Consider the following 1,560-nt stretch of genomic DNA (forward strand, 5'->3'; position numbering starts at 1 on the left):
AAGGTGTGCGATCATCGAGACTTTTTCGACGCAGGGCAGATGCTATATGAGCATATTCCTGCCTTGGGATTTCTCATTAGGAAACTGAAACAACGATTGGTTTAGCGGAGATCGCGCATGACCGGAAATAATCAACATTCCACGCTTTGGGTCGTCGGTGCCAGCACTGGTATCGGACGTTCTGTAGCGATCGAGTATGCGCGCAATGGCGGTTTCGGCAGAATTATTTTAAGTGCGCGATCTGAGGACAAGTTAGTAAGCGTAAAGGCTGAAATCGAAACTTTTGGTGTGCTTGCAGACGTTCTCGTTTTAGATGTAACTCAGGCAGATCAAATTGCGAACGCTCAATCTTGGTTGCAGGAAAACGTTCCGAACTTATCCATGGTGATTGTCAACGCTGGGACATGTGAGTACATGGACAGCGATCAGCTTGATACTGATTTGGCGCGCCACGTTTTCGACACAAATTACTTTGCTGCGATTGAAATCTCGCGGGTGGCTTATCCGTTTCTCCAAAAAGCTAAAGCTGCGGATGCCGATGCGTCAATGGTGTTCGTGTCGAGCAGCGTGACTTATCAGGCGCTTCCTCGTGCGCATGCTTATGGGGCTTCAAAAAGTGCGTTGCGTTATTTTGCGGAATGCTTGCGCATAGATTGGCAGCTTGAGGGTATTGATGTTCAGTTGGTTAGCCCTGGTTTTGTTGATACACCGCTGACCCAGCAGAACGACTTTGATATGCCTATGATGGTGTCGAGTGAAGATGCAGCCGACAAGATCGTGAAGGGTTTAGACAGGCATGTATTCGACGTGTCTTTCCCAAAGCGTTTTGTTTGGAGTCTCAAGCTTCTAGCGTGGCTGCCTACTAAGGCCAAATTTAAACTCTTGGGATCGATGTCTCGTCACGAAACCAGTTCAACAGATTTAGACAAAGGAAAGACAAATTTATGATGACCGAAGTTCAGTCGTCACAAAAAATTGCGGTAGTCGGCTCTGGCATTGCTGGGCTCACAAGCGCCTATCTATTGAGTAGGCATCATGAGGTCACGCTTTTTGAAGCAAATGATTATCTTGGTGGGCACACGCATACAAAACAAATTGAACATAATGGGAAGCGCTACCCGGTCAACACTGGTTTTATCGTTTTTAATGATTGGACGTATCCAAATTTTATTAAGTTGATGGAGCAATTAGGTGTTGCATGGCAAAACTCAGATATGAGTTTTAGTGTTCATTGTGCAAACAGTGGTCTCGAATATAACGGCACGAATATCAATTCGTTGTTTGCTCAACGCCGCAACTTGTTTCGTCCTAAATTCTGGCGCATGGTCAAAGATATTCTGCGGTTTAATGAGCAAACTACCTCTGCCTTAGATAAAGGCGAAGACCTCAGTATGACCTTAGGGGAATACATTGAGCGTAATGGGTATTCTCGTCAATTTCGTGATTTTTACATCATACCAATGGGGGCAGCTATTTGGTCTGCGTCAACAGACGTAATGATGAATTTTCCAGTTGAGTTTTTCCTGAAGTTCTTTAACAACCATGGCATGTTAAGCGTGG

The 1,560-nt window shown here is 45.2% G+C and carries 2 protein-coding genes; both read left to right on the top strand.

Going from position 1 to position 1,560, the window contains the following annotated elements:
• Window positions 1–117 precede the first annotated feature (117 nt).
• Window positions 118–948, top strand: coding sequence for an SDR family oxidoreductase (locus A3762_RS24410; protein ID WP_068754926.1), 831 nt, complete (start codon window positions 118–120; stop codon window positions 946–948).
• Window positions 945–1,560, top strand: a 616-nt coding sequence (locus tag A3762_RS24415) for an NAD(P)/FAD-dependent oxidoreductase (protein WP_156493726.1), incomplete at its 3' end; no start/stop codon positions are given. The genes A3762_RS24410 and A3762_RS24415, both read left to right, overlap by 4 nt.

The sequence above is a fragment of the Oleiphilus sp. HI0125 genome (assembly GCF_001635355.1).